The following is a 25,795-nucleotide window of genomic DNA, read 5'->3' on the forward strand; positions in this document are numbered from 1 at the left end:
CACGATATATCGCGTGTCCTACAAGACACGATATATCGCGTTCCTGCGAGTGGCAAGGGCGTCAGTACAGAAAGATCGCCAGCCAGTGGCGATTGTGGGCGTGCACGAGCACGAGAAACACCACAACGTCGAACAGAAGGTGCACGCAGACCACGTAGGTCAGTGACCGGGTGCGAGCAAAGGTGTAGCCCTGCAGCAGCGCGAACGGCACGGTCAGCAGCGGCCCCCACGACTGGTAGCCGAGCTCCCACAGAAACGATGAGAAAATCACGGCCTGCAGAATATTGGCCTGCCAGTCGGCAAAGTGCCGCCGCAACAGCGCGAACGCGATGCAGATGAAAAACAATTCGTCCCAGATACCCACGAAACCCACGCCCACAAACAGTCGGGCAATTTCATCGGGCGCCGTGACCGCCGGCCAGTTCTGAAACGCGCCGGACCCGATGAAATAGCTCGGCAAAATTAGGTAACCCAGCAGCAGCACGATCGGCAAATAGGCTCGTTCGAGCCGGGTCCAGCGCTGGCCGGTGCGAATGGGAAACCGGATCGCGTGATCCTTGAAGTAGAAGCGCGAGAGCAGATACGGCACGGCCACCGACAGGCTCAAGACCGTTCCCATCAGAGCAATATTCGAGTAGCTAATGTTCGCCTCGACCGAGATCGAGCTGATGATGACAAGCCCAATGCCAATCAACGCCAGATCACGAAACAACGCCCGGTCGATCACCAGCGCCAGTGCGAGGCCGCCGGCCAGCGCAGCGTAGCCGGCCACCGGCATCCGCAGCGCAAACAGCAGTACAGCGGATGCGCTCAGCATCGCTGCCGGAATCAGTCCCCACCGCGACGTTTTACCCATGCTGAACCCTACCCACGCCCCCCCGATTTCGCGCGAAAGCGGGAAAAGTGTCGCTTCAGTACCCCTGAAGCAGCGATTTTTCCGCTCTCGTGGGAGGGCTAGGTTCGAAGGATGACTCCAGAGACTGATCCCGTCGCGATACTGCAGCAGCTCGTGCGCATCGACTCGGTCAACCCCGACCTTGTGCCTGACGCCGCCGGTGAGGTCGAAATTGCTCTGTGGTGCGCCGACTGGCTGCTCGGGCAGGGGTTCGACGTCACCGTGCTCGAGCAGACTCCCGGGCGGCCCTCCGTCGTCGGCGTCAAGCGTGGTACCGGCGGGGGACGCTCGCTCATGCTCAACGCGCACCTCGATACGGTCGGCGTTGCCAGCTACGCGGGCGATCCGTTCAGCGGAGATCTTCGCGACGGCCGGGTGTACGGGCGCGGGGCTGTCGATACCAAGAGCGGACTCGCGGCCATTCTCGTGGCGGCAGGGCGGGCATCCGCTGCCGACCTGGCCGGGGATGTGATCGTGACGTTGGTCGCCGACGAAGAATTCGGCAGTATCGGCACCGAGGAGGTGCTGCGCAGCTTTCGTGCCGACGCCGCCCTCGTGATCGAGCCGAGCGGCCTCGAACTCACCACCGCCCACCGCGGATTCGCATGGTTCGAGCTCGAGCTGACCGGGCTCGCCGCGCACGGTTCGCAGCCAGAACTCGGCGTCGACGCCATCTGGCATGCCGGCCTGGCGCTGCGCGCCCTCGACGAGTTGCGGCAGCAGCTGCACCAGGAACCGGCGCATCCCACGCTCGGCCACGGGGCCGTGCGGGTGTCAAAAATCGTCGGCGGTGACGACGCCGCCACGGTCGCGGCACGCTGCGTGCTCACCCTGGAACGACGGATGCTGCCTGGCCAGTCCCCGGAGCAGGTCGAGACCGAATTGCGGGCACTGTTCACCGATTTGACCAGTGAAGAACCGCAGTTTCGGTTCGAGCTGACCCGGCTGGTGGCTCGGGCAGCCTTTGAGGCTGAGCCGCACTGGCCAATCCTGCGCGCGCTCACGACCAACACCGAGCGCGTGCTCGGTCACCCGGCAAAAACGCGCGGTGAACCGTTCTGGACCGACGCCGGACTGATTCTCGAGGCCGGCATCCCCTGCGTGGTGTTTGGCGCCGACGGTGGGGGCCTGCACGCCGACACCGAGTGGGCCGACGCGCAGTCCGTACGCGCGCTCGCCGAGGTTCTCACGGGAACGATCACCGAGTTCTGTGGGCCGACAGTCGGCTGATCCGCTCCAGCCACGGCCCGCAACGCGGGTAACTACTTGGCGACGCGCTCGGCCTCTGGATCATGCGCCGGCACTATCGCAGGGCGCTTGATCGCAAAGAAGGGGATGGTGCGCTGGCAGAACGGCCCGATCAGCACGGCAAACAGTACGGTGCCGATTCCCACGTTGCCACCGAGCGCCCAGCCGATGCCGAGCACGATCACTTCGATGCCGGTGCGCACGATCCAGATCTTCCAGCCGGTGCTCTGATGTAGGCCGGTCATCAGCCCGTCGCGCGGACCAGGGCCGAAGTGCGCGCCGATGTAGAGGCCGGTCGCGACCGCCACCGTCAGCAGCCCCGCGGCGAAGAGGAGGATACGCGCCCATAGGTCGAGGTCGGCGGGAATAAGCCACAGGCCCACATCGGCGGCCGGGCCAACGAGCACGGCGTTCAGCAGCGTGCCGGAACCGGGCTTCTGGCGGATGGGAATCCAGAGCAGCAGCACGACACCGCTCAACAAAATCGTGATCAGTCCGAAGCCAAGATGCGTGTGGTTGTCGATGCCCTGGGTGAGTACATCCCAGGGGGCTACGCCAATGCCACCGCGCACGATCAAGGCGATGCCGATTCCGTATAGGAAGAGGCCAATCAGCAGTTGAAGCACACGACGAGTCACGAGAAATCAGTCTAAGGGCGGGCGGCGCGCGCTGGCATACTGAGCTGGTGCACTTTCTCGCGGTAGTGAGCATGAAGAATCGGGCGTTGATCGCCCTGATCACCATCGTGGCGGCCGTGTTTGGCGGCCTGGCCCTGACCGGCCTCAAACAGGAGCTGATCCCGTCACTGCAGCTGCCGCAGCTTCTCGTGTCGACGAGCTACCCTGGCGCGTCGCTACAGGTCGTCAACGACGACGTGTCGACCCCGATCGAGACCGCCATTCAGGGCCTTGTCGGCCTCGAAACAACGTCGACGACGAGTAGTACGAACTCGTCGCTGGTGAGTGCCACCTTCACCTATGGCACCGACCTGGTCAAGGCAGAATCCCGCATCGACCAGGCAATCAACCGCATTAAGAATGTTCTGCCGGCCGATATTGACCCGCAGGTCATCAGCGGCAGCATCGACGACTTTCCGGTGATCTCCCTCGCGGTGTCGTCGAGCGACACCGTGGCGTTGGCCGACCAGCTGGGGCGCAGCGTGCTCGGCGACATTCGCGACGTGGCCGGCGTGCGGGGCGCGTCCCTGGTCGGCTCCAGTGGCCGCCGAGTCACGATCACGCCCAACACCGACGAGCTCGCCGCGCGCGGGCTCAGCACGCAGAGCCTGCGCGATGCGCTTCAGCAGAACGGGTCGCTGATTCCGGCCGGTGCTATCACCGAGGGTGACACGACCCTGTCGGTGCAGGCTGGCTCGAAACTCGGCTCGGTCGATGACATCGCCGCGCTCCCGCTCGTTGCCAGCTCGAGCAGTTTCACCGCCACTACAGCGGATGCCGCCCCCACGACAATAGGCGACGTCGCCACGGTCACCCTCGCCGGCAACCCGGTCACCAGCATCTCCCGAGTGAACGGCGAAAGCGCCCTGACCATTGCCGTCACCAAGGTGCCCGCCGCGAACACGGTCGACGTGTCCCGGGCCGTGCGCGCTATTCTGCCGCAGCTCGCGGCGGCCGTCGCCCCCGCCACGTTCACGGTCGTCTTCGATCAGGCGCCGTTCATTCAGCAGTCGATCGATGCGCTCACTCAGGAAGGTCTGCTCGGCCTCGGCTTTGCGGTGATCGTGATTTTGGTGTTTCTGCTCTCGGTGCGAGCCACGCTCGTTACGGCGATCTCGATTCCCACCTCGGTGCTGATCACCTTCATCGGGCTGCAGAGCGTGGGGTATTCGCTGAATATCCTCACCCTCGGAGCGCTCACGATCGCCATCGGCCGGGTTGTCGACGACTCGATCGTGGTGATCGAGAACATCAAGCGGCACCTCGTCGCGGAAGCCGACCGCGCCGCCACGATCGTCTTCGCCGTGCGGGAGGTGGCCGGAGCGATCACGGCCTCGACGGTCACAACGGTGACGGTGTTCCTGCCAATCTCCTTCGTCGGCGGGTCTACCGGCGAGCTGTTTCGTCCGTTCGCGCTGACCGTGACGATCGCCCTGCTGGCGTCGCTACTGGTCTCGCTGACCATCGTGCCCGTGCTCGCGTACTGGTTTTTGCGGGCACCGCAGGCTGTCGGCGCGCTCGATTCCGAACCGCAGGATGATGCAGCTGGCGCCGCGGCGACCGGCGCGCACTCGCGGCATGCGGCTGCGGCATCCGCTGTGGCGGGTCTGTCAGCGACCGCCGAAGCTGGCGAGAACCCGGGCCGGCTGCAGCAGGGCTACCTGCCGGTCATTCGGTTCACGCTCAAGCACGCCGTGGCGACGCTGTTGCTGGCCGTGCTCGTGCTCGGCGGAACGGCAGCCATGCTGCCGTTCATGAAGGTGAACTTTCTCGGATCGACCGGGCAGAACACGTTCCGGGTAACGCAAACGCTTCCGGTCGGCAGCAGTTTGGCCGCGCAGGATGCGGCATCCGCTTCGGTCGAGACAACGCTGCGTGACCTCGACGGTATCGAAATCGTGCAGCTGTCGATTGGTAGCGGAGGTACCGCGAGCGCGTTTCGTGGCGGGGCGCCGACCTCGAGCGCGGTGACCTATTCGATCACCACGACCGACGGCGCCAACGCTGATACGGTGCAAAACCAGGCGCGCACGTCCCTGGCCAAACTGAGCGATGTTGGCGAGATCTCGGTCGCTGCGGCGAGTGGTTTCGGGGCCTCCTCCGACATCGCCGTCGACATCACGGCGGCAACGGATGCCGACCTCACGACCGCGACCACGTCCATTCTCGGCGCGGTCCAGAAACTGACGTCGATCACACAGAGCGTGAGCACCCTTACCTCCTCGTTGCCGTACCTGGCCGTCACCGTTGATCGTGATGCCGCGGCTGCGGCTGGTTTCAGCGAATTGACTCTCGGAACCCTCGTGTCGCAGACCATGCAGCCCAGCGCGATCGGGTCGATCGTGATCGACGAGACCAACCTGACCGTGTACCTGTCGGCGCAATCTCCGCCGACGACATCCGCTGACCTGGCGGCGCTGCAAATACCGACGCGCGGGGGACCGGTAGCCCTCTCCACCCTCGCAACTGTCGAACAGATCGACGGGCCGGATACTCTCACCACGACCAAGGGCCTGCGCACGGCGACCGTGTCGGCGACGCCCGCGAGTGACGACCTCGGCACGGCGAACGCGCAGCTGAGCCAGATGCTCGTCGATACGGCGCTGCCGACCGGGGCGACTGCGACGCTCGGTGGGGTGAGCGCCGACCAGGCCGAGGCTTTTGGGCAGCTCGGGGTGGCGATGCTCGTGGCCGTTCTCATCGTCTACATCGTGATGGTGGCGACGTTCCGGTCGCTGCTGCAACCGCTGTTGCTGCTCGTGTCTGTACCGTTCGCGGCGACCGGGGCAATCGCCCTGCAGGTAGTGACCGGCATCCCGCTCGGGGTTCCGTCTCTCATCGGCGTGCTCATGCTCATTGGAATCGTCGTGACCAACGCGATCGTGCTCGTCGACCTGGTCAACCAGTACCGGCGGCGCGGCCTGTCGGTGCCCGATGCCCTCGTCGCCGGCGCGAGCCGACGGTTGCGGCCTATTTTGATGACGGCGCTTGCCACGATCTTCGCCCTGGTGCCGATGGCGATCGGCCTCACCGGTCATGGCGGATTCATCTCGCAGCCGCTCGCGCTCGTGGTCATCGGCGGGTTGGTGTCATCAACGGTGCTCACCCTGATTGTGCTCCCGGTGCTGTACCTGCTGGTCGAGGGCGCCCGGGAGCGTCGCGCTGTACGTCGGGCTGACTGACTTTGCCCGACGTGTCGTCCCTGCAAGCGCTGGCCCCCCGCGGGATGCCACCTGTGACCCTATGAACAGATCCATGACGATTGAATGTCTCGTTGCCCGTGTGACGCTTCTGTCTCATGGCTTCGGGGACAGTTATGTCTCCGAGCCAAACCGACAGGTTGTGCCTCACGATGGTTCTGAGACTTCGGGTAGCCCCTACCCAGTGCATCGTCGGGGAGGCCGTCGAACAGCTGCTCCAGCAACGCATCTCGATCTCGCGGGTGGCGGTTAGCCGCCGAGAATGATGCCGCGGTTCAGAAAGAACAGTTGGGGGTCGATACGCACGCCATCGACCCGAACCTCGACGTGAGCGTGACAGCCAGTGGACAGACCGGTGCTACCGACGCTCCCGATTTGTTGGCCGGCCGCGACCCGGTCGCCGACAGTGACCAGGGTTTCGCTGTCGGCGAGATGGGCGTAGCCCGTTTGCACGCCCGCGCCGTGGTCGATCAGAATCCAATTACCGTAGCTGCCGACGGAACCCGCAGCCTGCACGATTCCAGAGGTGGCGGCAAAGACCTGTGCCTGACAACTTGCCCCGATATCGGTGCCGTAGTGGAACGCGCCAACGCCGGGTAGCGGGCGCACGGGGCGCGGCCCGTAGACATCAGTTATTGGACCGCGCGCCGGGTTGGCCCAGCCTTGATCATTTAACTGGCCGGTGTCGCTTTGGGTAATCGGGCGGAGGTCGAGTCCGGCTAAGTCAACGGCCGCGCTCGCCGCCTGGGCGACCGCGACGACCAGCTCCTGGCCCGCATCCTCGAAGTCGGTGGTGGCAGCAGTCAGTGCGGCTTGGCTGGCGTCACTGGATACGGTGCTGGCAGCCGCGCGCGTTTCGCTGTCTTCCCGATTCAGCTTGAGCGCTCTGGCCTCATCGGCCTCGGCGCGCGCCTGAATCGTCTCGATGTTCTCGGCAATTCGGTCCAGGTGGTCGAGGGTGCTCAGCTGATCGAGCACAGTGCCGAGAGAGTCTCCGTCCAGAAAGACATCGGTCAGGCCCGCGCCGGACTGCTGTTGCGCGAGTTTGCGCGCGAGCACGGCAAAGCTCCGTTTAGACGCGGCCGCGGTGCGCGTGGCCTGAACGGCCAGTCGGTGCACGAGGGTTGCGCGTCCTTGAGCGAGCGTCTGGGTGGCCTGCGTCGATGCGAAAGTCGTGCGGGCGGTCTCCAGCGTGATTTGCGCTGACTGTGATCGGGTCAGTGCGCGTGCAAGCTCTGAAGCTCGTTGTGCCGACTCTTTCTGAGCGGATGCGCGTTGATCGCGCTCTCGCTCGGCTGCAGCCTGACTCTCGGCCAAGGCGGTTGCCGCTGAAGCACGGGCGGTTGCCGCTGAAGCCAGGGCTGCGGCTTGGGCTGCTGCCTGCTCCGTGACGCCGGAATCAAGTGGCGCTGGCGCTGCTTCTGGCAGTTCGGGGATGTTGGCGACCGGCGGGATCGGGCCGTCAGTCGGGTCGGGGATTGGCTCAGCGCTGGGGGTTGGCGTCGGTTCAGTCGTTGGTTCTGGGGTGGGTTCAGCTGTGGGTTCGGGTGTGGGTTCAGCCGTTGGTTTTGGGGTGGGTTCGGGTGTGGGTTCAGCTGTTGGTTCGGGTGTGGGTTCAGCTGTTGGTTTTGGGGTGGGTTCGGGTGTGGGTTCGGCCGTGGGTTCAGCTGTTGGTTCTGGAGTGGGCTCAGCAGTTGGCTCCGCCGTCGGTTCGGGAGTTGGCTCGTTGGTTGGTTCAGTGATCGAGTCAGCGCCCGCAGCCACGATCTGCGTCGGCAGAGCAGCCCCACCTGCTGGCAGTTCGTCGGCGCTCGCCGCGCTCGCCGCGGTCGGCGCACCAAACACGAGCAGCGCTGCCACGACGACGATCGCCAAGCGACCACGTGCCCGCCGAGACGAAGCGCCCGGGTGCTGAGGGTTCACTCGACCGATCGACACAGTGTGACCGTGACTTTCGGCTAGCAACATCGGCATACCTGATCCATTCGGGTAATGGACTCGCGCAGCCCGGGCGGGCTGACGTTGCGCAAGTATGGCACGGCAGCGCGGGACCCACAACGGGTCATAGGTGTAGCCCAAGGTGGTTATAAGGTGAGGTGCCGCTAGACCAACTGAGGCGCCCCGGTTGCTGCGGCGGCGCGCACGGCGCCCGAGGCGACGAGCGCGACGACGCCCTCGATTTCCGGGGAGAGAAAGCGGTCGTGACCGGGACCAGCGGCGACGGTGCGCACCAGATCGCGCACGGCGCGGGTCGCAGGGCCCGGCGCGAGCGGCGCCCGCAGATCGAGCGAGCGCGACGCGGTCATGATCTCGATCGACAGCACTCGTTCGAGCCCGTCAAGTGAGCGGCGTAGCTTGCGGGCGGCATGCCAGCCCATCGAAACGTGGTCTTCCTGCATCGCCGAGGAGGGAATCGAATCAACGGATGCCGGTGCAGCGAGTCGCTTGAGTTCCGACACGATCCCCGCAGCGGTGTACTGGGCGATCATCAGCCCGGAATCCACGCCCACCTCGTGCGCCAGAAACGGAGGCAGACCCTTGCTGCGGCTCGCATCGAGGTGACGGTCGGTGCGCCGCTCACTCATGCTCGCGACATCCGCTGCCACAATCGCGAGAAAATCGAGCACGTAGCCGAGCGGTGCGCCGTGAAAATTACCGTTTGACATAACCCGACCGTCGACGGTGACGACCGGGTTGTCGATGGCGCTGGCCAGCTCGCGGCCAGCCACGAGGGCTGCATGGGCTGCCGTGTCGCGTGCGGCGCCGTGCACCTGCGGGGCACAACGCAGCGAATAGGCGTCTTGCACCGAGGTGTCCTCCGGGCCGGAGTGACTCGCGACCAGCGCGGAGCCGCGCAGCAGCCGGCGCAGGTTGGCGGCGCTGTCGGCCTGGCCGAGCTGAGGCCGCAGCTGCTGCAGATCGGCAGCGAAGACCGCATCCGTTCCGAGCAAAGCCTCAACGCTCATTGCCGCGGCAATATCGGCGGTGGTGAGCAGCCGGGCTAGATCGTCGAGGGCGAGTACGAGCATGCCGAGCATGCCGTCCGTACCGTTAATGAGGGCGAGGCCCTCTTTCTCGGCGAGCATGACGGGCTCGATGCCGGCCGCGGCGAGGGCTGCGTCGCCGCCAAGGTGGGTGCCGGTTGCGTCGCGCGCCTGTCCCTCCCCCATCACGACGAGGGCGCAGTGGGCGAGCGGGGCCAGGTCGCCGGAGCAACCGAGCGACCCGTACTCGTGCACGACCGGGGTGATGTGCGCGTTGAGCACGGCCGCATAGGTTTCGGCGGTCGCCGGGCGCACGCCGGTGCGACCCGTCATGAGCGTAGACAATCGCAGCAGCATCAGGGCGCGCACGACTTCGCGTTCGACCTCTGGCCCGCTCCCGGCGGCGTGCGAGCGAACGAGGCTCGCCTGCAGCTGCGCCCGTCGATCAGGGGTGATGAACGTCGTGGCCAGGGCGCCGAAGCCGGTGGAGATTCCGTAGTGCGGCTCGGTGTCGGCCGCGAGCGCGTCGATGATCGTGCGCGTCGCCGCGACGTCGGCGAGACTGGCCGGGTCGAGGGTGACGCGCGCATTGTGCCGTGCAACGGCGATCACATCGGCGAAGGACAGGGCGGACATTCCCACCACGACCAAGCTCGTCTCAGCAGCGGATGCCGCGCTCGGGTCGGGCAGGTCGGTGCTGGGCGTCGTCACGAGAGTCATGATTCGATTGCACACCCGGGCCGCACCGGGCGATAGCCGGATACAGTGGATACTGTCCGGGATACCGGGCATTTGCTCTATTGAGCTTGGTCTGGAGCCCTGACCCGGGCATCCGCTCTGACCGGGTGCGGAGCCTGCGCATCCGCTGGCCAACGGTATGGGAGGAGCGCCATGGCAACCGCGGCGAAGGTTCCGGCCGCGGAAAGCACCCTGCGCGTGCTGACCCACCTGGCGGCCCAGCGCGGGCCGACGCGCGCCGCTGCGCTGGCGAGCGCGCTCGGTCTGCCGCGGTCGACCGTGTATCAGCTGCTCGACGTGCTCGTGGCGCAGGGTTTCGTCGTGCACCTGCCCGAGGAACACCGCTACGGACTCGGCATCGCTGCCTTTGAGCTGAGTAGCGGATTCAGCCGGCAGCAGCCGCTCTCCCGCCTGGGCCGTGCGCTCGTGGCTGCGCTCGTCGACCGGCTCGGGGAGAGCGCGCACCTCGTGGTGTTGCACGGGCGCGACGTGATCTACCTGGTCGAGGAGCGGGCCCCCCATCGTCCATCGCTCGTTTCCGACGTTGGGGTGCGATTGCCGGCGCACCTCACCGCGAGCGGGCGCGCGATGCTCGCCGCGCTCCCCGCCGCCCAATTGCGCGCGCTCTACCCGAATCAAAGTGCGCTTGAGCAGCGCGACGGTCGCGGCCCACGCACCAGACTTGAGCTTCGCGGCGTACTCGATCGAGTGCGAACGGATGGCTACGCCACCGAAAACGGCGAAATCACGCCCGGCATCGCCTCGGTCGCGCTCGCCGTGCACGACCACGCCGGTTGGCCCGCCGCTGCCATCGCGGTGACGTTCGCGCACGACCGGTATGCCGAGGCGGACTGGCCGGCGCTCGCCGAGTCGGTCGCCGCGACGGCGGTCGAACTCTCGCGCCGCATCGGTGGTCGCCCGCACTGAGCCCGAGTGGCGGGCGCCCGCCGCTCAGGCGCCCGCGCCCGCCTCGCGGCACTCGTTGGTCGGGGTGCCCCGTCGCTACCGAGTGCCACGACCGGCAGGCCCCGGGCGCGCCCGCCTCGCGGCACTCGTTGGGAAAGCTGGCACTCGTTCAAACCGGTGCGCGCTTCTCAAACGAGTGCTGCGAACCGTCATCCAGGCACCTGCACCCCGAGCTGCAGGCCCACCGCTGGCTTCGCCCGGCTACGCTCCCAGCTCCGCGTGCAAAAATGCCGCCACCCGGGCCCGCATACCCTCATCGAGGATACCGATCGAGTGCAGCTCCCCTGGCACGACCACAAGCTCGTTGCGAATGCCCATGCGATCGAGCTCGGCCGCGAATGAGGTCGATTGGCTCATGGGAATGAACTCGTCCGACGACGTGCCGATGAACACCGGTGGGTCGCTGCGGTCGAGCTGGCTCGACGCCGAGGCCTCAGCCGCCTGCTCGCACCGGTGGAGATTCTCGCAACCGAGGTATTCGCGCGTGATACGGGTGAGGCCGTCGACGGCGGTGACGAGTGCCGGCGGTCGCAGGTCGACTGGACCGGATAGCTCGGCCACAGCCGCGACCCGTGAGCCCGCGGACAGCGCGCCGGAGCCGCTGGTGCCGAGAAGTGCGACGAGGTTGCCGCCGGCCGATCCGCCGAAGGCACCGATCCGGTTCGGGTCGATACCGTATTCGTTGGCGTTGGCGTTGTCGATGTCGCGAACCCATTCCACGGCGAGCTGAAGGTCGTCGATCGCGGCGGGAAAAGTCGCGTCCGGAACCAGACGGTAGTTGACCGAATACGCCACGAAACCCTCGCTCGCCAGCCACTGGCAAACCAGTCGCCAGTCGCTGTTGCCCTTGTCGCCGCGGGCCCAGCTGCCGCCGTGCACCGAGACGATGGCCGGTGACAGCGTGGGTGAGTCCTTATTAATGGATGCTGCGGCATCCGGCGGCTCCGCCGCCTCCGCAGTCCCGGTGCCGGCCGCGGGCCCAGTTTCGGAGCCCGGCAGCACGGTGTCTGCAGCATCCACGGTGTCTGCAGCATCCACGGTGTCTGCAGCATCCACGGTGTCTGCAGCATCCACTGTGCTGTCAAACACTGTGCTGTCAGGCGCTATTTCAGGCGGACTCGGTTGGGCGGATGAGTCGGGGGGAATCGGCGAACAGACGTCGAGGGTGAGCAACGCGCCGTCGTCCTGCGTGCCGTAAACCACGTCGGTCGTGACGGTGATGCCGTCGCCCGGCACGAAGGTGCGAATTCCCACGACGTCGTCGGTGATCAGCTCGCTTCCCTGTGCTCCGAGGCTGTTCGGCGCGACGTCGTAGCGATGCACGCGAAAGCCGGCCAGCAAGGCGGTGGCCACGATTGCCACGGCCGTTGCAACGAGCGCCGCCGTGCCCCGGGTGATGCGCCGATGACCGACGCGGGCCGGGCGTCGAAGACGTGTCACGTGTGTTCCCCCGGGTTGTAGCTGCTGGGTTCGAGACTAGGCGCATCCGGCCGGACCCACGCATCGCGCCCGTCGTCCGCGAACTGACCCGCCGAGGTCTCGTGGCACCGGTTTGAGAAGCTCACCCCCGTTCAAACCAGTGCCATCTTCTCAAACACGTGCCGCGACCGCCACGCTGGCGGATCCGCGCTTAACAGGGCGGCGTGATCTGCAGGGTCTTAGCGAAGCAGACGCTGAATTCTTCGCCGACGTACTGGCCGAACAGCTCAATCTGTTCGTAGCCGCGCCCACGATACAGCGCCATCGCTGCGTGTTGCAGTGGGCCGGTTTCCAACGCGAGTGAGCGGATGCCGCGGCCAGCGGCATCCGCTTCGATACGGTCAAGCAGGCGACCGGCTATGCCGCGTCCGCGAGCGTCGGCGTGCACAAACAGTCGCTTCAATTCCGCCGTGGCATCATCATTGGAACCGAGCGGCACCAGGGCCGCCATGCCGCGGGCCGCGCCATGCTCGTCTCGCGCTACGTAGACGGTGACGCCGGCCCGTTCGAGCTCGTCGGTGCTGAGCAGGAAACTGTTCTCCTCTGCATAGAGGGAGTGCGCGAAGGCAGTGCCGGCTGCTAGCAGGGCCTCGACATCGGTCTGCCGTGGTGGCTCGACGCTGATCGAAATGGTCATGTCACCAGAATAGAACGAGGCAATGTGCGTTCTTTTCGTGACTTTTTAGGGCCCATCCGGTAGCGTAGACAAGTCGGCTCTTGACACCGCGCTGTGCGCGGATGGGTTTGTAAGTCAAGTTGGGCCGGTTTCCCAGTAATCCGCTGGTGAAAAATCACTGTATGTGAACGGCCCCGACCACAGATTGCTCGGGTTCTCAGTTGCGTCGCATGTGCGATGTTGTTCTGCCATGTACTAAACACAACCCAGAAATATCTCTATGCCTCAAGGCAATTCGCATAACGCTTCCGCTGGTCGTGGCGGTAAGAATTTTGATCCCAAGTATGCCTCCAAGGGCGGATCGGGCCACGGCGGTTCGAACAACGCGGGCAGCAAGAGCCCCGGACACCGCGGCTACCGCGCTGACGAGGGTGCCCCCAAGAAGCAGCGCTGGAACGCCGACGAGCGTGCCGCCCGTTCGAACGAGCGCCCCTCGAGCGAACGCCCGGCCTACGGCTCGCGTTCCGTTCGTCCCGAAAACGGCGGCCGCACCAACACCGAGCGCAACGAGCGCCCAGCGTACAACAACGACCGCCCGTCGTATGGCGACCGCAATAGCGCGCCTCGCACGGATCGCCCGTCCTACAACAACGACCGTCCGTCATACGGTGACCGTAACAGTGCGCCTCGCACGGAGCGTCCGTCGTACGGTGACCGTGCGCCTCGCACGGATCGTCCGGCCTACAACAACGACCGGCCCTCCTACGGTGACCGCAATAGTGCTCCCCGCACGGAGCGTCCGTCGTATGGCGACCGCGCTCCGCGTACCGACCGCCCCGCTTACAACAACGATCGCCCGGCCCGCACCGACCGGCCCTCCTATGGAGACCGCAATAGTGCTCCCCGCGCGGAGCGTCCGTCCTACGGCGACCGCGCTCCGCGTACCGATCGTCCGGCCTACAACAACGACCGCCCCTCCTACGGTGACCGCAACAGCGCTCCCCGCACGGAGCGTCCGTCCTACGGCGACCGCGCTCCGCGTACCGACCGTCCGGCCTACAACAACGACCGTCCGGCCCGCACTGAGCGCCCGTCCTATGGTGATCGTCCGGCCCGCACCGAGCGCCCCTCCTACGGAGACCGCGCCCCGCGCAGCTTCGACGACCGCGCCCCGCGTCGCTCGAACGATGACCGCCCGCCCCGTCGCGATTTCGGTAACGACCGTCCGAGCGATGGCGACAGCAAGTTCTACCCGAAGCGCAGCGAAGACGGCGTCAAGCCCACCTTCGCCGGCGGCGAAGACGTCGTACTCGAGCGTCTCGAAGCCATTGCAACGACGGCATCCGACGTTGTCGGCGTAACCTTCGGCGACCTGGGCCTCGGCGAGAACATCGTGCGCGAGCTCGCCGCCCTTGGCGCTCCGAGCCCGTTCCCGATCCAGGCTGCCACCATCCCCGACGTGCTCGCTGGGCGCGACGTGCTCGGCCGCGGCAAAACCGGTTCCGGCAAGACGATCGCCTTCGGTGCACCCCTGGTAGAGAAGCTGATGGAGAACAACGGCGCCAAGGACCGCAAGATGGCCCGCAAGCCTCGCGCGCTCATCTTGGCCCCGACCCGTGAGCTCGCGCTGCAGATCGACCGCACAGTGCAGCCCATTGCCCGCAGTGTTGGACTCTTCACCACCCAGATCTACGGCGGAGTTCCGCAGTACCGCCAGGTCAGCGCCCTCCAGCGCGGCGTGGACATCATCATCGGCACCGCTGGCCGCATCGAAGACCTCATCGACCAGGGGCGTCTCGACCTGTCCGAGGTCGTCGTGACCGTGCTGGACGAGGCCGACTACATGTGCGACCTCGGGTTCCTCGAGCCGGTTCAGCGCATCCTGCGCCAGACTAAGGCCGGCGGCCAGAAGCTGCTCTTCTCCGCCACGCTCGACAAGGGTGTTGCCTCGCTGGTCAAGGAATTCTTGACCAACCCGGCCGTGCACGAGGTTGCCGGTGAAGACCAGGCCTCCTCCACGATCGACCACCGCGTGCTCGTCATCGAGCACCGCGACAAGGGCCGCATCATTGAAGAGCTCGTCAACCGCGAGGGCAAGACGCTCATCTTCAGCCGCACCCGTGCCTACGCTGAGCAGCTCGCCGAACAACTCGAAGACGCCGGAGTCAAGGCCACCAGCCTGCACGGTGACCTCAACCAGGCTCGCCGTACCCGCAACCTGCAGATGCTCACGAGCGGCCGGGTCAACGTACTTGTCGCAACGGATGTCGCCGCTCGCGGAATCCACGTCGACGACATCGACCTGGTGATCCAGGCCGACGCCCCCGACGAGTACAAGACGTACTTGCACCGCGCCGGCCGTACCGGTCGCGCTGGCAAGACCGGAACCGTCGTGACGCTCATCCCCAAGCAGCGCAAGCGCCGCATGGACGAGCTACTCGACCGGGCCGAGATCGACGCGAGCTACACCTCAGCCACTCCCGGTGACGCGGCTGTGCGCGAACTCGCCAACATCTAGCATCCGTTCTTATTAGCAGAAGGGGCACCCGCCATCCGGCGAGTGCCCCTTCTGCATGCCACGCGGGTTGTGTGAACCGGCCAGCATCTGCCAGAATTACTTTCCGAACGGTCGGTAACTTATTTCTCGTTCATACAGACATTGTCGTCAGGAGAGAACATGGCTGAGGCCTACCTCGTTGGTGGAGCACGCACCCCCGTAGGACGATACGGCGGAGCGCTGGCCACAGTTCGCCCCGACGACCTCGCCGCACTCGTGGTCGGCGAGGCCGTGCGCCGCGCCGGTATCGACCCTGGCCTGATCGAGGAGATCATTTTCGGCGCCGCTACCCAGGCGGGAGAAGACAACCGCAACGTCGCCCGGATGGCTGGACTCCTCGCCGGACTGCCAGACCACGTGCCGGGCATCACGGTCAACCGGTTGTGCGCCTCCGGGATGTCCGCCATCACCATGGCCGCGCAGGCCATTCGCGCTGGCGACGCCGACCTGATGATTGCCGGTGGCGTCGAATCGATGACCCGCGCCCCCTGGGTGCAGGCCAAACCTGAGCGCCCCTGGGCCAAGCCCGGAGCCCAGTTCGACACCTCGATCGGCTGGCGCTTCGTGAACTCCAAACTTGCAGCCCGCGACAAAGCCACCTTCTCCATGTCGGAGACGGCCGAGGAGGTCGCCCGGCTCGATGGCATTACACGTTTAGCTGCGGATGCCTTTGCCCTCCGCAGCCACCAGCGCGCCGCCGCCGCCATCGATGCTGGCCACTTCGTCGATGAAATCGTCGGCGTGCCCACCAAGAAGGGCGAGGTGCTTGTCGACGAAGGCCTGCGCCGCGACACCACCCTCGAGGGCCTCGCCGCCCTGCGCCCGATCGTAGCCGGCGGCTCCGTCGTCACGGCCGGCAATGCGAGCTCGCTCAACGATGGCGCCTCGGCGATTCTCGTGGCAAGCGGCGAGGCCGTGAAAAAATACGGTCTCACGCCGCGTGCCCGCATTGTGGTCGGCGCGAGTGTCGGCCTGGCCCCGGAGATCATGGGGCTCGGCCCCGTCGCTGCCACCCAGCGCGCCCTCGACCGCAGTGGCCTGAGCGTCGCCGACCTCGGCGCGATCGAGCTCAACGAGGCCTTCGCCACCCAATCCATCGCGTGTATCCGTCGCCTCGGCCTCGACGAGGAAATCGTCAATCGCGACGGCGGAGCGATCGCCCTCGGGCACCCACTGGGATCGAGCGGAGCTCGCCTCGTCGTCACGCTGCTCGCCCGCATGGAACGAGAAAGCACCCAGCACGGCCTCGCCACGATGTGCGTCGGTGTCGGCCAAGGCTCTGCTCTCATTCTGGAGCGGGTCTAATGTCGAGAGCCACGCCCGCCGAATCGTCACTGTGGAGAAAATCTGATGTCTATTTCTGAACTGGAACTCGGTGACCGCGGTGAATCCGGCGTGCCTGACCGGGTCGGCGTGCTCGGCGGTGGCCGCATGGGCGCTGGCATTGCCCACGCCTTCCTGCTGGCCGGAGCCCACGTGGCCTTGGTTGAACGCAACGACACCGAAGCGGGTGCTGCGCGCGATCGGGTGCTGCGCGCCGTCGACGCGAGCGTCAGCCGCGGTGCCACGGGTGAAACTCGTCTCGAACTCGGCTCCCGCCTCGACGTCGGCGCTGACTTTGAACTCTTCAGCGACCGCGAGCTCGTGGTCGAGGCCGTTCCCGAGGTGCGCGTGCTCAAGGTCGATGCTCTGCAGAAGGTCGAGGCGCAGATTTCGGACGACGCCGCGCTCGCGAGCAATACCTCGTCGATCTCCATCGACGATCTCGCCTCTGAGCTGAAGCGTCCGGCCCGGTTTCTGGGCCTGCACTTCTTCAACCCGGTGCCAGCCTCGAGCCTGGTTGAGCTGGTCACCGGCAGCGCCACGTCGGCCGAATTGGTAGCGGATGCGCAGAGCTGGGTTTCCGCGCTCGGCAAGACCCCGATCACCGTCAGCGATGCCCCTGGGTTCGCCTCCTCCCGGCTCGGTGTCGCCCTCGGACTCGAGGCCATCCGCATGCTCGAGGAGGGCGTCGCGAGTGCCTCGGATATCGACGCCGCCATGATGCTCGGCTACAAGCACCCGGTCGGGCCGCTGAAGCTGACCGACCTGGTCGGGCTCGACGTGCGGCTCGGCATCGCCGAATACCTGCATAAGCAGCTCGGCGCCCGTTTCGAACCGCCCGCGCTGTTGCGAAGGCTTGTCGCCGAGGGCAAGCTCGGCCGCAAGTCCGGCCAGGGCTTCTACCGCTGGGACGAGGCCTGATGCCCGTCCCCGCAACGCGCCAGGTGCGGACCGCCATCCCGACAACGCACCCCATTCTCGAAAACGCACCCACCGCCAAGGAGACCCCGATGACGACCATCCTGCCCAGCTACATCCAAGGCTCCTGGTGGACCCCATCCGACTCTGCAACCGGCACCGACGTCTGTGACGCCTCGACCGGCGAAATCGTCACCCGCGTCAGCACCCACGGGCTCGACCTCGCCGCGGCCCTCGACTACGCGCGCACGGTCGGCCAGAAATCCCTCGGCGAGCTCACCTTTCACCAGCGAGCCGTACTCCTGAAGCAGATGGCGCTGCTGCTGACCGACCGCAAACCAGAGCTCTACGCGCTGTCGAGCCGCACCGGCGCCACCAAGGCCGATTCCTGGGTCGACATCGATGGCGGAATCGGCGTGCTCTTCAGCTATTCCTCCAAGGGCCGCCGCGAACTGCCCAACGCCCGCGTCTACGTCGACGGACCGGTCGAGCCGCTCTCGAAAGACGGCTCCTTCATCGCCCGCCACATCTACTCGCGCCTGCCCGGCGTGGCCGTGCAGATCAACGCCTTCAACTTTCCGGTCTGGGGCGCCCTAGAGAAGTTCGCGCCTGCCTTCCTAGCCGGCGTGCCCACCCTGGTCAAGCCCGCGACCCCCTCGGGTTACCTCACCGAGGCCTTCGTCCGCATCCTCACCGACTCCGGCCTGCTCCCGGAGGGTTCGCTGCAGCTCGTCTCCGGCAGCGTTCCTACCCTGTTCGATGACGTGCGTCTCGGCGACCTCGTTGCCTTCACCGGCTCGGCCTCGACCGCTGAGAAACTGCGTGCGAGCGCCTCCGTGCAGACCGGGGGAGTGCGCTTCACGAACGAGACCGACTCGATCAACGCATCCGTTCTGGGAACGGATGCCGTCGCCGGCACTGGCGAATTCGATGCTTTCGTCAAGCAGGTCGTCACCGAAATGACGGGCAAGGCCGGCCAGAAGTGCACCGCCATCCGCCGCGTCATCGTGCCGCGCACGGCGATGGATGACGTCGTCGCCGCCGTGCAGGCCCGAATAAGTGAGCGCATCGTGCTCGGTGACCCGCGGGCCGAGGGCGTAACCATGGGCCCCCTGGCCTCCATCGGGCAGCGCCTTGAGGTGCTCAAGCAGGTGGCCCGGCTGCAAGCCGCTGGCGGCAACCTCGTCGTCGGTAAAACGGATGCCCCCGCCGTTCTTCACGCAGATGGCACGACCGCGCTCGCCCCCGATGGTGCCTTTATCGAGCCGCTGCTGCTGCGCTTTGACGACGTCTCCGTCGCCGAAGTGCACGAGGTCGAAGCGTTTGGTCCGGTCTCCAGTGTGCTCGGCTACGACACGCTCGACGAGGCCATTGCCCTCGTTCGCCTGGGCGGGGGCTCGCTCGTCACCAGCATCGCCACCCACGACCCAGAAATTGCCGTAGCCCTGATGACCGGAATCTCAGCCTTCAACGGCCGCGTGCTCGTGCTCGACCGCGACGACGCACGCACCTCGACCGGGCATGGCTCACCGGTGCCGCAGCTCGTGCACGGCGGCCCCGGCCGGGCCGGCGGCGGCGAAGAACTCGGCGGAATCCGCGCTGTGCTGCACCACATGCAGCGCACCGCCATCCAGGGGTCGCCCGAGATGCTCACGGCCATTACCGGAATCTGGCACCAGGGCGCGTGTGCGAAGGCCGGCGGCACGCATCCGTTTAGAAAGAGCCTGGCCGAACTTGTGATCGGCGACCAGATCGTTTCCGATTCGCGCACGGTGAACCTTGCGGACATCGAGACCTTCGCCCAGTTCACCGGCGACACCTTTTACGCCCATATGGACGAAGAAGCCGCCGCCGCGAATCCGTTCTTCCCTGGCCGGGTGGCGCACGGTTACCTACTCGTCTCCTGGGCCGCCGGACTGTTCGTCGACCCGGCACCCGGGCCGGTGCTGGCCAACTCGGGCCTCGAGAACCTGCGTTTCGTCACGCCGGTCTCGCCCGGCGACAGCATTCGCGTCGCGCTCACTGCGAAGCAGATCACCCCGCGGGAGACCGACGACTACGGAGAGGTGCGCTGGGATGCCGTGCTGACCAACCAGAATAATGAGCTCGTTGCGTCCTACGACGTGCTCACCCTGGTTGCCAAGCACTAGGTTTCACCAGCTTCAACGGTGGGCCCGCGCAGCTTGTGCGGGCCCGCTTTCGCAAGCTGCGCGCAGACGACTGACCGAGCCGTGCTCAAAATTGGGTACTGGGGTTTGTCGAAACGGGCGTGGGCTGTATGTTGCATCACATAGGCTCAACACATGGGGCACCGCTCCGCGCGTTGGGACATGCACTTATGGCCGACGCTCGCACCAGATCAAAGGTCATCATGGGGAACTTCTTCACCCGCATCCGGGAACGCAGCTTCGCGCTCGCTCTCACCGTCGCGGCCGTCCTAACCTTCGGAGCAGTCGCGGCCGCTCCGGCCACCGCGGTTGAGCAGGATACGAACTCCGAGACAATTTCGGTTGTCGAGACGACTTCGGTTGTCGAGACGACCTCGGTTGTCGAGACGACTTCGGTTGTCGAGACGCAGATGCCGACCATCGGTTCGACCCCGTTTGCGACGGCCACCATCTCGGGCTCAGTGACAGGTGATCGTAGAACCGTCGATTCATCCGATGACGTTGCAATCGCCGGCGCCTATGTTTACGCCTATAGCAACTCTGCGCTTCCGGTCAAGATGGCGTTATCAGATTCTGATGGAAACTACTCGCTGCAGGGGCTTGAATCTGGGAGCTATGCCGTTTCGTTCTCCCACTACGACACCGCTTCTGGCTTTGCCTATGCAAACCAATATTGGAACGATGCGCCTACTGTCGACGACTCGACCCGAATTGATCTCGCGGCCGATGAAGACGTTACCGGCATCGATGCGACCCTTCATGCAATGGACCCAGTCATTGCGGGCGAATTGACGATCGTCGGATCTGCCGTGGTTGGTTCAACCTTGGTAGCGAACCCGGGTGTGTGGGGGCCAGGTGAAGTTGAACTTTACTACGCATGGCTGCGGGATGACGTGCAAATTTTTGATCGCAACGTGGACTATGTGGTGACCGCCGACGATGTCGGCCACACAATAAGCCTGAGCGTCTGGGGTTGGAAGTTTGGCTACGCGGGTACCGAAGCCAGAGTGAGCACGGAAGTTGTCACGGTCACCGCGCCGACCCCGACGCCGAGCGCCACACCGACCCCGACGCCGAGCGCCACACCGACCCCGACGGCGACCGCCACGCCAACCCCGACGACAGCGCCAGCCACCGAGCCCGCTGTGACCGGCGGCCCGACCCCCGCCTCCGTCGTCGGAGCCAAGAGCGACCGCGTCACCACGNGCGGCCCGACCCCCGCCTCCGTCGTCGGAGCCAAGAGCGACCGCGTCACCACGCCGGCCGCAACCCTTGTTGTGGGAGCCAGCATCCCCATCACCGGCGAGGGCTTCGCACCGTTTGAGGTCGTTGACATCTGGCTGCACTCCACGCCAATACTCCTCGGAACCCTCACCGCAAATGCCCAGGGCAGCATCAGCGGCAGTTTCGCCATGCCGTCAGGCCTCCCAACTGGCACCCACCACGTCGTCTTGGTTGACGAAGCCGGTGTCTCGTACACGTCAGCAGAACTGGTCGTCACGACAACCGCAGCCTTGGCCTCGACCGGCGCCGACATCTCGTCGGGCTGGCTCGCACTGGCTCTCATGGTGCTCGGTGGCCTGGCGCTCACCGTCACCGCGCGTCGCCGCACCGCCTCGGCGCTGAAATAGTCTCACGCACCTGCACTAACCAGCGGCCTTCGACGATTTTCCCGTCGAGGGCCGCTTCGTGATGTCCAGAACGGTCCCCACCAAGCGGATGCCGCAGCGCACCACGCCGAGACCCGTCCCGGTGCCGCCGGCCCGGCTCCGTGCCGCCACCGTAGCCCTCTGGCTACTCGTTGCCTCCTCGATCTTCTTTCTGCCCGACGCCTTCGTACGCTGGTTCCTGCCGAAGGACGCCCTCGCGGCCTGTGCCGTCGTCCTGGCCTCCCTCGCGGTGGCCCGCGGTCGGCTGCCGCGCTGGTTTGTGGCCGCGGCATCCGCTGCCCTCGCCATTGCCCTGGTGAGCGTGCTCATTTCGGCGGCTCCCGGCGTGCAACTCATGGGACGCTGGCCACGCTACGAGGGCCTCGTCACCCTGCCGGTCTACCTCGGTGCGGTGTGGGCGGGCGCGCGCCTGCTCGGACCAGCCGCTCCGGCGGACACAGTGCGAACGCTCGTGCGAGCCATCGCGGCGGCTGCCATTGTCCTGGGCCTCGTCTCGCTGCTCGAAGCATTCGGCGCCCGGCCCATCGCAACGGACCTGGCGAGGCCGGGTTCCCTCACCGGAAACGCGACCGATCAGGGCGTGCTCGGCGCCCTGTTCTGCGCGATGCTCATTCTTCCCGTTCTCCGAGCCTTCGCCAGGCCGCGATCGGCAGCGGTTGCCGAGCGAGTGTGGCTGAGCGCCGCACTGCTGCTGGCCACCGCCACCGTCATCGTGAGCGCATCGCGCGCTGGTTTGCTCGGCGCCGCGACGGTGCTTGGCATTCTCCTGATCCTCGAAATCGTGCGGTCAACAGGCCCGCAACGACTCCGCCTGGTGGGGCTCGCGGCTCTCGCCGGCGTCGTCCTCGTCGGCGGTGCGCTGGCTGTGCCGTTCACCCGCAGCCGTCTGCTTGGTACGAGCCCGTTGTCAACGCAGTCCCTCGAGGGCCGATTCACGTTCTGGCGTGACGCCGCCGCCGTGCTGGTTGAGCATCCGCTTGGTGTCGGAGTCAGTGGATTCCTCAACGCCAACGCCCGCAACTCCACGAGCGAGTCGGTGCTGGATTCCCCGCACAACTGGGTCTTGCAAGTGCTTCTGGCCGGCGGAATTCCGCTTCTGGTCGTGGTCGTAGGCCTTCTCGCCATCGCCACCGCGTTGGGTGTTCGCTCGTGGAGGCACCTAGTGGTGCCGGCCGCCACTGGGCGCGTGGCCGCTGCTTCCCTGCAAGCGGATGCCGCCCGCCGCGACATTCTCGCCGGTGCCCTCGCCGCTCTCGTCGGGTTCGGCGTTGCTCTTTTTACGCACTTCACGGCCCCGTCAACCACCATCGTTGCCGCTCTTTTGCTGGGAGTGCTCGTGGCTCATGCGCCGGAAGGCGGGTTCCGGCATCGACTTCGATCGCGCTCGCATCGTGTCGCCGCTACAACGGGCCGCACAATTTTCCTGGGCGTCTGGTCAATCTGGTTGATGGTTCTAGTCAGTGCTGAGTTTCCCCTCGCTGCAGGCGTTGCGAACGCAGCCCGTGGAGAGATCGCAGCGGCCGAGAGGGCTTTTGACGCCGCGTACGCCATTCGGCCCTGGGACGCCGACCTAGCGGGCATCGCAGCCCAATCGTTTGCTGCTGCGGCAGATGCTCGTGTTCCCGGAGCTGCCGCGCTGGCAGTCGACTGGGCTGAGCGGTCGCGAGCCGCACTGGGCGACACGGTGAGCACCGAACGTGCGCTTGCCGTCGGGCAGTTTGCCAACGGGGACGCACCCGGTGCCGCGACGACGCTCGCCGCGCTGGTCGAATTGGCGCCTAACGATGCTGCAATCGCCGTGCAGAACGCCATCGTGCTCTACACGAATGGCGACAGTGTTGGAGCCAATCGTGAAGTGCTTCGGGCGCTCAAACTAGACCCACGAAACGACACTGCCGTGCAACTGCAGGAAATTCTGAGGACGGACTGATTCCGGCTCTGGTCGAGTTGACCGTAGCTGGGCCGACAGTTATACCGATTTCACCAGAACGCGTTCGATGCGATCGCTCGATCGGGCGGTAATCGTGGTCTTCGGGCGCGGGGTCAGTGGTGGTTCGGGCAGCGAAGCGGCCTCGCCGATAATGACGAGCCCCTGGGCGCTATTGGCGGAACGGCTGAGGTCTTCGATCCACTGACGGTTCAGCGTGGCGGCGTGGCCACCGGAGTACTTGAAGTACAACGGAATGGCCGGATTCAGCCAGATCGAGCTGCGCCCGGATCCGGCCTCGGCCGAATCTTGCCAGGACAAAAGAAAACTCTCGCCCCGGCGAAGTTTCTGAACGATCACGAGCTGAAGGTGCGCGAGGGTACGGTCATCAATCTCCACGATAACGCGGTCATACGTCAGAGAACCCATGATTGCCTTTCTAATCGATTCGAACGGTATCGCTTACTTCAGTATCTCGAAGGAGCCGGTCCCGGCACTAGTGTCCAACGGCCCTGCTTGCCCCAGCCGCCACTGTAGCGGTTCCCCGTAGGTCATTCCCGGCTCAAAAACCCCCAAAACTAGGCCAGCGCTCGTGTGGTGGGCCGGCATCCGTTTAGCCAGCTTCTGCATCCGTGGTTCCCGCTCGAACCCGCGAAATTGTCTCCCACGCTGCGACGATTATGAGAACGACCGAGGTGGCCGCGCCGAGTGCGAGTGGAGTCAGTAACGCGGAAGCTGCACCCGCTAGAGCAAGCAGCCCGATCCCCACGATGTGCGATACGAGCACGGTACGCGTGACGATCCAGCGAAATAGCAGCAATCCGACGAGGTAGAACAGCGGCCCGCCGACAATGATCACGGCCACCGGAAGCGTCATGGCGTCCTCCGGATGCTCGAGAACCGACTTGTCGGCGACCGAGGTCAGCACGATTCCCGCGATAATAATCGCGTGCACGTAGGTATACGCCAGCCGAGCAATGCGGCCCGGCGTGTCCGATGCCGCGATCGCTTTACTCCCAGCCCGCTCCCCGTGATCGAAATACAGCCACCACATCGCCACACCGTTCACAAAGGCGAGAAACAAACCGGCGATCCCCCAAGCGGATGCCTCCTGGTCGACGAATGCAAACCCCGTCACCAAAAAGGACTCACCGACGGCGATGATGACGAACAGGGCGCTGCGCTCCGCAATGTGCGGCCCGGAGACATCCCACTCATCGACCCCCGGCGCTTTCAGGCCCGGGATGCGAAATCCGAGGCTGGCCGAACCGTACTCAATTACCAAGGCGATCAGCCAGGCCGGTAGCCGCGCCGACAGCGGCAGGAGGGCCCCGACTATCCAGAACACGCTCGCGACGCAGAGCCACAACAGAATGCGCAGAAAGGTTGCGTGCAGGGCCGGATCATGCCGAGCGAGGGCGAGCACCATAAAGACCGTGCGTCCCAGCTGCAGCACAACATACGCGATTGCCAAGATCAGTCCCTGGTCGCCGAACGAATCGTAGATGGAGGTACTGATCACGAGGCCGACGAGAGACAGCCCAATAACAACGCCGCGTACCGGCAGCCTGGCCGGGTCGAGCCAATTGGTCACCCAGGTCGTGTATACCCACAGCCACCACAGCGCGAGTACCAGAATAATCGACTCGAAGGCACCGACCCAGGATTGATTGGCATAGAGAAAGCGTGACAGCTGAGTCAGGGCAAAGACGAAGATGAGGTCGAAGAACAACTCGATGTAGGTGACCCGGTCGCTGCGATCGGAATCCGCCGGCCGTAACAGGCTCCGCCGAAACCCTAAGCGCAATAACCACGCACGATGCTCAAATGGATGCTGCTGCGTTGCGTTCCCAGATTCGCTCACGTCCCCAGTCTCCTCCGCACCCCCGACATTCGCAGTGCCATTTCCCGACCCCGCTCCTTCCCCGCTCTTTCACCCCCTAACCTCACTCCATCCCATCCCGTCTCCGGACCCGGAAACGGGGACCATGATCTATCGTGAGCTCGCTTTCCCCAGGTAGGTCCGGAGGAAGTGTCGAGCGCGACCCCGTCTGAGGAACCCCCATCCCGCCGATCGAGCGTGTCGACATCGTCATACGACCGGCGCGACCTGGTCGGTGGGTCGGCCCATTCCTCTGATCGAAGGTGTCGAGGTCGCCATACGACCGGCGCGACCCGGTCTCTGCAACGCTCCCACTCCGTTGATCGAGCTTGTCGAGATCGCCATAGGATCGGCGCGACCCGGTCTCTGCAACGCTCCCACTCCGTTGATCGAGCTTGTCGAGATCGCCATAGGATCGGCGCGACCCGGTCTCTCGTTGTGTGGTCGTGTGGTGAGTGGGTGCTGGTTGGCGACACGCCCGGGTGGGGGGCGTTTTGACGGGTGGTTGTTCTGACCGTAATGTATCTATACGTACCCCAAAGGTGCG

16 protein-coding genes are annotated in these 25,795 nt (G+C 65.6%); 8 read left to right on the forward strand and 8 right to left on the reverse strand.

Annotation, left to right across the window (positions count from 1 at the left end; genetic code table 11):
- Positions 1-61 precede the first annotated feature (61 nt).
- Entirely contained in the window at positions 62-856 is a 795-nt protein-coding gene (locus tag CXY75_RS14750; protein WP_104083555.1) for a CPBP family intramembrane glutamic endopeptidase, read from the reverse strand.
- Between the two features lie 111 nt (positions 857-967).
- Here CXY75_RS14750 and CXY75_RS14755 point away from each other — a divergent pair, with 111 nt between their 5' ends.
- A complete protein-coding gene (locus tag CXY75_RS14755) occupies positions 968-2,125 on the forward strand; it encodes a M20/M25/M40 family metallo-hydrolase (RefSeq protein WP_104083556.1) in 1,158 nt (385 codons plus the stop codon).
- A gap of 32 nt (positions 2,126-2,157) precedes the next feature.
- Here CXY75_RS14755 and CXY75_RS14760 read toward each other — a convergent pair whose 3' ends face one another.
- The gene (locus tag CXY75_RS14760) at positions 2,158-2,781 is read right to left on the reverse strand and encodes a YitT family protein (protein WP_104083557.1); all 624 of its coding nucleotides are present in this window, start codon (positions 2,779-2,781) and stop codon (positions 2,158-2,160) included.
- 47 nt (positions 2,782-2,828) lie between these two features.
- Between CXY75_RS14760 and CXY75_RS14765 the strand changes: the two genes are divergently transcribed.
- On the forward strand, positions 2,829-6,002 hold the full coding sequence (locus tag CXY75_RS14765) for an efflux RND transporter permease subunit (RefSeq protein ID WP_104083558.1): 3,174 nt from the start codon (positions 2,829-2,831) through the stop codon (positions 6,000-6,002).
- A 267-nt stretch (positions 6,003-6,269) separates the two neighbouring features.
- Here the strand turns inward: CXY75_RS14765 and CXY75_RS14770 are convergent, their stop codons facing one another.
- Entirely contained in the window at positions 6,270-7,895 is a 1,626-nt protein-coding gene (locus CXY75_RS14770) for a peptidoglycan DD-metalloendopeptidase family protein (RefSeq protein WP_146069488.1), read from the reverse strand.
- A gap of 227 nt (positions 7,896-8,122) precedes the next feature.
- On the reverse strand, positions 8,123-9,640 hold the full coding sequence (gene hutH / locus CXY75_RS14775; protein ID WP_104083602.1) for a histidine ammonia-lyase: 1,518 nt from the start codon (positions 9,638-9,640) through the stop codon (positions 8,123-8,125).
- 255 nt (positions 9,641-9,895) lie between these two features.
- On the opposite strand from hutH, the gene CXY75_RS14780 reads away from it, so the two are divergent.
- Positions 9,896-10,669 (forward strand): IclR family transcriptional regulator, encoded by a 774-nt coding sequence (locus CXY75_RS14780; RefSeq protein WP_104083560.1) that lies wholly within the window; start codon positions 9,896-9,898, stop codon positions 10,667-10,669.
- Positions 10,670-10,909: 240 nt separating this feature from the next.
- On the opposite strand, the gene CXY75_RS14785 is transcribed toward CXY75_RS14780, so the two are convergent.
- Both CXY75_RS14785 and CXY75_RS14790 read right to left on the reverse strand, forming a co-directional pair.
- Positions 10,910-12,148, reverse strand: a complete 1,239-nt coding sequence (locus CXY75_RS14785; protein ID WP_104083561.1) for an alpha/beta hydrolase — start codon at positions 12,146-12,148, stop codon at positions 10,910-10,912.
- Between the two features lie 190 nt (positions 12,149-12,338).
- Complete coding sequence (locus CXY75_RS14790) at positions 12,339-12,824, reverse strand: GNAT family N-acetyltransferase (RefSeq protein ID WP_104083562.1); 486 nt, start codon at positions 12,822-12,824, stop codon at positions 12,339-12,341.
- Positions 12,825-13,083: 259 nt separating this feature from the next.
- Between CXY75_RS14790 and CXY75_RS14795 the strand changes: the two genes are divergently transcribed.
- From CXY75_RS14795 to CXY75_RS14820, 5 genes are all read left to right on the forward strand, one after another.
- Positions 13,084-15,321: a DEAD/DEAH box helicase gene (locus CXY75_RS14795; RefSeq protein ID WP_104083563.1), complete on the forward strand. Its 2,238-nt coding sequence runs from the start codon at positions 13,084-13,086 to the stop codon at positions 15,319-15,321.
- A 159-nt stretch (positions 15,322-15,480) separates the two neighbouring features.
- Positions 15,481-16,665, forward strand: coding sequence for a thiolase family protein (locus CXY75_RS14800; protein ID WP_104083564.1), 1,185 nt, complete (start codon positions 15,481-15,483; stop codon positions 16,663-16,665).
- 45 nt (positions 16,666-16,710) lie between these two features.
- Positions 16,711-17,604 (forward strand): 3-hydroxyacyl-CoA dehydrogenase family protein, encoded by an 894-nt coding sequence (locus CXY75_RS14805; RefSeq protein ID WP_104083565.1) that lies wholly within the window; start codon positions 16,711-16,713, stop codon positions 17,602-17,604.
- Between the two features lie 89 nt (positions 17,605-17,693).
- The gene (gene paaZ, locus CXY75_RS14810) at positions 17,694-19,751 is read left to right on the forward strand and encodes a phenylacetic acid degradation bifunctional protein PaaZ (RefSeq protein ID WP_104083603.1); all 2,058 of its coding nucleotides are present in this window, start codon (positions 17,694-17,696) and stop codon (positions 19,749-19,751) included.
- Positions 19,752-21,461: 1,710 nt separating this feature from the next.
- Positions 21,462-23,369: an O-antigen ligase family protein gene (locus CXY75_RS14820; RefSeq protein ID WP_104083567.1), complete on the forward strand. Its 1,908-nt coding sequence runs from the start codon at positions 21,462-21,464 to the stop codon at positions 23,367-23,369.
- Between the two features lie 39 nt (positions 23,370-23,408).
- Here the strand turns inward: CXY75_RS14820 and CXY75_RS14825 are convergent, their stop codons facing one another.
- Entirely contained in the window at positions 23,409-23,795 is a 387-nt protein-coding gene (locus CXY75_RS14825) for an ATP-dependent DNA ligase (protein WP_233201933.1), read from the reverse strand.
- Positions 23,796-23,979: 184 nt separating this feature from the next.
- The gene (locus tag CXY75_RS14830; protein WP_104083568.1) at positions 23,980-25,230 is read right to left on the reverse strand and encodes a low temperature requirement protein A; all 1,251 of its coding nucleotides are present in this window, start codon (positions 25,228-25,230) and stop codon (positions 23,980-23,982) included.
- Between the last annotated feature and the right edge of the window lie 565 nt (positions 25,231-25,795).

The organism is Cryobacterium sp. Y11 (assembly GCF_002929535.1).
In the GTDB taxonomy this organism is placed as follows: Bacteria; Actinomycetota; Actinomycetes; order Actinomycetales; family Microbacteriaceae; genus Cryobacterium.